This window comes from Streptomyces hilarionis (assembly GCF_024539675.1).
Taxonomy (GTDB): domain Bacteria; phylum Actinomycetota; class Actinomycetes; order Streptomycetales; family Streptomycetaceae; genus Streptomyces; species Streptomyces hilarionis.
Genome location: NZ_JAHHIT010000267.1, coordinates 1 through 6,804, shown reverse-complemented (window position 1 = coordinate 6,804; position 6,804 = coordinate 1). Strand labels below are relative to the sequence as shown.

Sequence of the window (6,804 nt, the reverse complement as noted above, 5' to 3'; positions counted from 1 at the left end):
CCCTGCTTGTAATGCAGGTCGGTGTGACAGACCCCGCAGGCCTGAACCTTCACCACCGCCTCGCCCGGACCCGGGTCGGGCACGACGATCGTCTCCAGACTGACGGGGGCGCCCTTGCCCCGCGCGACGACAGCACGGACCTGGTGAGCCATGGCCACTCCTCGACAGATGAGAGATTCAGCGGATGGTGTTGCTCATTGCGGCACACACTCCACGTGCCGCAACACAGCATCGGGGAGCGCCGAGCCGGGGTCAAGGACTCAGGCACGCTCTCCGGGTCGCAGGGGATCCAGGGGGAGCCGCCTCGCGCGCCACCCCGGACGGAACCCGAGCGAGGGCTTGGCTACGCTTGGCAGCGGATACTCATTTCGTGAGGGAACCGGACAATTCATAAGGAACCGAACATGGGTCTCGGTGTCGGCCGTCCGGCCGTGAGAGGCAGGTCGCGCGCCCGTGCGTGCACGGCCGCCGCGGTCGCCGCCGCCCTGACCCTGGCCGGGGCCTGTACGGCCGGAGGCGGCGGGGACAAGGGGGGCGGCAGTCCCACCGTCGGTCTGCTGCTGCCCGGGGGCGGCGCCTCCCGCTTCGGACAGTTCGACAGGCCCCTCATCGAGAAGAAGCTCAGGGAGCTCTGCCCGAGCTGCCCGACCACCGTGGCCGCCACCCCGGACCCGGCGGTGCAACGGCAGCAGCTCGAATCCATGATCACCAGAGGAGTGGACGTCCTGATCATCGCGGCCGTCGACCCGCAGCTGCTGCGCCCCTCGGTGGAGGCGGCCCACCGCGCCGGCATCCCCGTCGTGGCCTACGACCGGCTCGCCGAGGGCCCGATCTCCGGGTACGTCACCTTCGACGGCGCGAAGGTCGGCAAACTACAGGGAGCCGCGCTCCTCAAGGCGATGGGCGCGAAGGCGCACGGCGGACAGATCGTCATGATGAACGGCGCCACGACCGACCCCAACGCCGGCTGGTTCAAGCGCGGGGCGCTCTCCGTCCTCGCGGGCAAGGTGAGGATCGGCAAGTCCTACGACACCGTCGGCTGGCGGCCCGAGAACGCGTTCGCCGACATGCGGGGCGCCGTCGCCGCCCTGGGCGCGGGCCGTATCGACGGGGTCCTTGCCGCCAACGACAGTCTCGCCGGCGCCGTGATCTCCGCGCTCAACGCCGCCCAGGTCAGACCACTGCCCCCGGTCACCGGGCAGGACGCCGACCTCGCCGCCGTACGGCGCATCGTCGGGGGCGACCAGTACATGACCGTCTACAAGCCCTACAAGTCGGCGGCGGACGCCGCCGTGCGGATGGCCGTCGCCCTCGGCCGCGGCAGGTCGGCCGCCTCCGTCGCCACCGGGACCGTCGACAACGCCACCGTCGAGGACATCCCCACCGTCCTGCTCCCGTCGGTCCCGGTGACGGTCGGTGACATCAAGGACACTCTGGTGAAGGACGGTATGTACACCACGGCCCAGATCTGCACCCCGAACCTGCGGTCCGCCTGCGCCAGGGCCGGAATCACTCCGTGACCGGCACGCCCGGAGAGAGGAAGGAGGTGGCCCCGTGCCGGTTCCGCCCCTGCTGACGCTGCGCGGAGTGTCCAAGCGGTTCGCCGCCGTACAGGCGCTCATGGACGTCGAGCTGGAGATCAGCGGCGGCGAGGTGGTCGCCCTGATGGGCGACAACGCCGCGGGGAAGTCCACCCTGGTCAAGGTCATCTCGGGGGTCGGGCCCGCCGACAGGGGGGTCATCGAGTGGCAGGGCAGCGCCATCCAGATCAGACGCCCCCAGGACGCCCACGTCCTCGGCATCGCCACCGTCTACCAGGACCTCGCGATGTGCGACAACCTCGACGTCGTCGGGAACCTCTTCCTCGGCCGGGAGATCCACCGGCTCGGCGTGCTGGACGAGGTGGAGATGGAGCGCCGCACCCGCGAGCTGCTGCACACCCTGTCCATCCGGATCCCCGACGTGCGGGTTCCGGTGGCCTCCCTGTCCGGCGGTCAGCGCCAGGTCGTCGCGATCACCCGTTCGCTGCTCGGCGAGCCCCGGCTGCTGCTCCTCGACGAACCCACCGCCTCCCTGGGCGTCGAGCAGACCGGCCAGCTCCTCGACCTCATCGAGGCCCTGCGCGACCGGGGGCTCGGCGTCCTCCTCATCAGCCACAACATGGGCGACATCAAGGCCGTCGCCGACCGGGTCGCCGTGCTGCGGCTGGGACGCAACAACGGGCTGTTCGACGTGAACACGACCTCCCAGGAACAGATCATCTCCTCCATCACCGGCGCGGCGGACAACTCCGTCGCGCAGCGCACCACCCACCCGGAAGAGACCTGGCCGTGAGGGGCGCCGGGTGGATGCGGCGGCCCCGGAGGCCCGCCGCCGACACACCGTCCTGCGACCCGGGACGGCCGGACCCTGGACAGCGCGGCCCCGAACGGCCCGACACGCCACGACCACCCGGCGCCCCGCGGTCCGACGCGCCCGAGGCCCGGCCAGGGTCGGCCGAGCGCCCGGGACCCGCCGAGCGGCTCGGGGTCCACACCCGGGCGATGCGCCGCAGACTGCGCGAGGGCGATCTCGGCCCGCTCCCCGCCCTGCTCGCCCTCGCGGTCACCTGGGCGGTCTTCCAGAGCCTCAACGGCAACTTCCTCTCGCCGCGCAACCTGTCCGTGCTCAGCGTGGACATCGTCGGGACCGGCGTGATCGCCGTCGGCATCGTCTTCGTGCTGCTGATCGGCGAGATCGACCTGTCGGTGGGCTCGCTCGCCGGTCTGGCGGGCGCGGTGTTCGCGTCGCTGAACGTGAACCTCGGGATGCCCGAGTGGCTCGCCGTGCTGGTGGCGGTGGCCTGCGGCGCGGCCGCCGGGGCCCTCCACGGGTACTCGTTCGCCAGGATCGGCGTTCCGGCGTTCGTCGTCACCCTCGCGGGCCTGCTGGCCTGGAACGGCGTGATGCTCTACCTGCTGGGGACCGAGACCTCCATCAACTTCAGCGAGACCGGGTTGGTGGCCACGCTGACCAGCCGCTACTTCGGCACCGCCGTCGCCGGCTACGGTGTCGCCTCGCTCGCCACGGCCGCGTACCTGCTCGTCGCCCTCCGCGACCGCAGACGGCGCACGGCGGCCGGGATGCCGTACGCGCCGGTGGGCCGGATCTGGGTGCGCACCGCGCTCCTGGCGGCGGCCACCTTCACCGCCGTCCACGTCCTCGGACGGTTCGAAGGGGTGCCGCTGGCGCTGCTGCTCTTCCTCGCGGTCGTCGTCGCCTCGGATCTGTTCCTGCGCCGCACGCCCTACGGGCGACGGGTCCTCGCCGTCGGCGGCGGCGTGGAGGCGGCCCGGCGGGCGGGCGTCGACGTGACGCGCGTGCGGATCGCGGTGTTCGTGGCGTCCGGAACCCTGGCGGCGGCCGGCGGCCTGTTCGTGGCGTCCCGGCTCACCTCGGCGAGCCAGGTCCCGGGGTCCGGGATGCTGCTGATCAACGCGGTCGCCGCCGCGGTCATCGGCGGCACGAGTCTGTTCGGCGGGCGCGGCTCGCCCTGGTCCGCGCTGCTGGGCGTGCTGATCATCCAGTCGATCGCCTCCGGCATGGCGCTGCTGGGCGTCGACTCGCCGATCCAGTTCATCGTCACGGGCGGGGTGCTCTACGTCGCGGTCGTCCTGGACTCGCTGGCGCGGCGGGCCGCGCTCGCGCGCGGGCGTCCCTGACCTGGCGCCGGGCCGGATCTCGTCGGTCGGCGGGCACACTTTCGTCCGCTCCGAACTACCCTGTGGGGCAAGGGAGTTGCCTGCCCCCGGGCAGGCGTGCGCTCCGGTGCGCGACGGGGCCGGTGCGCCCGCGGCGAGGTGACTCACCCGTACGGGTATCCTCTCGACTGTTGTCATCCGACAATATCGGGGGATGCGGCGCGTAGGGGTGGGAAGGTCGGGACCATGATGTCGTCGCAGGCCGATGACGCGGAGCTGCCGTCGGACGCGCGGTGGGACGGCGTGGCCGAGTGGGAGTGGTGGGAGCCGTCGGTCCTCCTGGTCGAGGACGACCCGGGCGACGCGCTGCTGGTGGAGGAGCTGGTCGCCGACAGCGCGCTGAAGATGCGTCTGCGGTGGGTGCGCTCGATGGCGGAGGCCGTCGAGGTGCTCGCGACCGAGACGCCCGACTGCGTGCTGCTCGACCTGCACCTGCCGGACGCCCAGGGCCTGGAGGCCGTGTCCCGCGTCAAGGCGCACGCCGACCAGGTGGCCATCGTGGTGCTCACCGGTCTGGCCGAGGAGCTGACCGGGCTGGCCGCGGTCGCCGGCGGCGCGCAGGACTACCTGGTCAAGGGGCGCGTGGAGCCCGAGCTGTTCGGGCGGGCGGTGCGCTACGCGATCCAGCGCAAGCAGGGCGAACAGGCCGCCGTGGCGTTGCAGGCCAGCCGGATGCAGGCGCAGGAGAACGCCCGTCTGGAGCGCGGGCTGCTCCCCCGCCCCCTCCTGCGCGGCGACGACGTCGACGTCGTGGCCCGCTACCTTCCCGGGCGGGCGCAGGCGCTGCTCGGGGGCGACTTCTACGACATCGTGCAGAGCCCCGACGGCACGGTGCACGCGCTGGTCGGGGACGTCTCCGGGCACGGCCCGGACGAGGCGGCCCTGGGCGTCGCCCTGCGGATCGCCTGGCGCACCCTGGTGTTCTGCGGTGTCACCGGCGCCGAGCAGGTGGAGCGGCTGGAGGAGATCCTGCTGGCGGAGCGCGCCCGCAGCGACGTCTTCGCGACGCTCGTCAGCCTCACCGCCGTCCCCGGGGAGCAGCGCGCCCGGCTGGTGCGTGCGGGCCACCACGGCCTGCTGCTGCGCACCGGCCACGGGACCGAGTGGGCGCAGCCGCCCGGCGGTCCGGCGCTGGGCGTCATACCGGGCGGAGCGCACTGGCCGGTGGCGGAGCTGGAGGTGCCCGCGGGCGCGGGGGTGGTCCTCTTCACCGACGGCCTGTTCGAGGGGCACGTGGGCCGCGGGGCCGAGCGACTCGGCGAGGACGGGCTGCTGGCCCTCGCCCGGGAGGGCGCCGCACTGGCGCCGGAACCGTTCGTCGACCGGCTGATCGAGCGGGTCGGGGCCCTGGCCGAGTCGCAGGGCGGCCTGGCCGACGACGTGGCCCTGATCCACCTGTGCTGGAACTGAACGAGTGGGGCGAGCGGTGGCGCGACGAAGGACGACGGACGTGACGGCCAGGACCTGGACAGTGCGCCGGCTCACGGTGCAGAGCTGGTTCTACCTGGTCCTGGCGCTGATGATGCTGGTGGTGGTCGTCGGCACGGTGGTGGGCGCGAACATGCTGGACCGGACGGCGCAGGTGAGCGACCAGCTCCTGCGGCACGTCCAGCCGGCGCAGACCGAGGCGTACCGCGTGCAGGCGGCGCTGGTCAACCAGGAGACCGGGGTGCGGGGGTACGCGAGCGCCGCCGACCGGCAGTTCCTGGAGCCGTACGTCAGGGGCCGGCACGACGAGACCGCGGCGGCCGCCCGTCTGCGCGCTCTCGTCGCCGACCGCCCCGGGCTCCTCGCCGACCTGAAGGCGGTCGAGCAGGGCGCCGCGGCCTGGCGGAGCGGCTACGCCGAACCGCTCGTCGCCGCGGTCGTCCCGGGCCGGCCCCGGCCCGTGGACCAGCGCACGGCGGACCGCGGCAAGGAGTCCTTCGACCACCTGCGGGCGCTGTGGACGCACCAGAACGCGGACCTGACGCAGGCCGTCCGCGACGGCCGGGCCAGGCTGTCGCACGAGCGCAAGCTGCGCAACGCGGTCCTGATCGGCATGGTGGCCGTCTTCCTGCTGACGGGACTGGTCCTGGCGGTGCTCGTCCGCATGCTCGTGACCCGTCCGCTGGAGGCCCTGCGCAGGGCGTCCCGGCAGGTGGCCGACGGCGACTTCGACCATGTGATCCCCTCCGCCGGCCCGGCGGACCTGGCCGGGGTGGCCGCGGACGTCGAGGGCATGCGCCAGCAGATCGTCGCCGAGCTGGAGGCCTCCCGCAGTCAGCGGGACGTCCTCACCCGGCAGACCGCCGACCTGGACGCCCAGGCCGTCGAACTGCGGCGCTCCAACGCGGAGTTGGAGCAGTTCGCCTATGTGGCCTCGCACGATTTGCAGGAGCCGCTGCGCAAGGTCGCCTCGTTCTGCCAGCTCCTGGAGAAGCGGTACGGCGACAAGCTCGACGAACGGGGCCTGCAGTACGTCGACTTCGCCGTCGACGGCGCCAAGCGCATGCAGGTCCTCATCAACGACCTGCTCACCTTCTCCCGGGTCGGGCGGGTCAACGACGCCCAGCTGCCCGTCGCCCTCGACCAGACGCTCGACAAGGCGCTGACGAACCTCACGACCGCCGTCGAGGAGTCCGGCGCCCGCATCGACCGGCCGGACCCGCTGCCCGAGGTCGTCGGAGACCCGACGCTGTTCACCATGCTGTGGCAGAACCTGGTCGGCAACGCCCTCAAGTTCCGTCACCCCGACCGTGCCCCCCTGGTGCGCGTCACCTGCGGGCCCGACCCCGAGACCCCGGACACCTGGCGGCTGTCCGTCACCGACAACGGCATCGGCGTCCCGGCCCAGTTCGCGGAGAAGGTGTTCGTCATCTTCCAGCGGCTGCACAGCCGGGACGCCTACGGAGGCACCGGCATCGGCCTGGCCCTGTGCAAGAAGATCGTCGAGTACCACGGCGGCAGGATCTGGCTCGACACCGACCACACCGAGGGCACCCGCTTCTGCTTCACCCTGCCCTCCGCCGCCCCGACGCCCGCCCCCGCAGCGACCGCGCCGGCCACGGCCGCGGCCGTGGCC

General features: G+C 72.8%; 5 protein-coding genes and 1 pseudogene. 5 read left to right on the top strand and 1 reads right to left on the bottom strand.

Translation table 11 applies throughout. The features are described from left to right. Window positions 1–152, bottom strand: a pseudogene (locus tag KMS84_RS37250) (alcohol dehydrogenase catalytic domain-containing protein); the annotation flags it as partial. Window positions 153–404: 252 nt separating this feature from the next. On the opposite strand from KMS84_RS37250, the gene KMS84_RS37245 reads away from it, so the two are divergent. From KMS84_RS37245 to KMS84_RS37225, 5 genes are all read left to right on the top strand, one after another. Next, window positions 405–1,520 carry a sugar ABC transporter substrate-binding protein gene (locus tag KMS84_RS37245; protein WP_256920979.1) on the top strand — a complete coding sequence of 372 codons (1,116 nt, stop codon included), beginning with the start codon at window positions 405–407 and terminating at the stop codon, window positions 1,518–1,520. A gap of 34 nt (window positions 1,521–1,554) precedes the next feature. Continuing rightward, window positions 1,555–2,334 carry an ATP-binding cassette domain-containing protein gene (locus KMS84_RS37240; RefSeq protein WP_256920978.1) on the top strand — a complete coding sequence of 260 codons (780 nt, stop codon included), beginning with the start codon at window positions 1,555–1,557 and terminating at the stop codon, window positions 2,332–2,334. A gap of 209 nt (window positions 2,335–2,543) precedes the next feature. Continuing rightward, a complete protein-coding gene (locus tag KMS84_RS37235) occupies window positions 2,544–3,701 on the top strand; it encodes a sugar ABC transporter permease (protein ID WP_256920977.1) in 1,158 nt (385 codons plus the stop codon). A gap of 225 nt (window positions 3,702–3,926) precedes the next feature. Continuing rightward, complete coding sequence (locus tag KMS84_RS37230; RefSeq protein ID WP_256920976.1) at window positions 3,927–5,150, top strand: PP2C family protein-serine/threonine phosphatase; 1,224 nt, start codon at window positions 3,927–3,929, stop codon at window positions 5,148–5,150. A gap of 109 nt (window positions 5,151–5,259) precedes the next feature. Next, on the top strand, window positions 5,260–6,804 hold a 1,545-nt coding region (locus tag KMS84_RS37225), incomplete at its 3' end, for a sensor histidine kinase (protein WP_256920980.1).

Excerpts from the sequence above, each read along its gene's own strand:
- KMS84_RS37245 (WP_256920979.1), top strand. The coding sequence starts at position 405 with ATGGGTCTCGGTGTCGGCCGTCCGGCCGTGAGAGGCAGGTCGCGCGCC.
- KMS84_RS37235 (WP_256920977.1), top strand. The coding sequence starts at position 2,544 with ATGCGCCGCAGACTGCGCGAGGGCGATCTCGGCCCGCTCCCCGCCCTG.
- KMS84_RS37230 (WP_256920976.1), top strand. The coding sequence starts at position 3,927 with ATGATGTCGTCGCAGGCCGATGACGCGGAGCTGCCGTCGGACGCGCGG.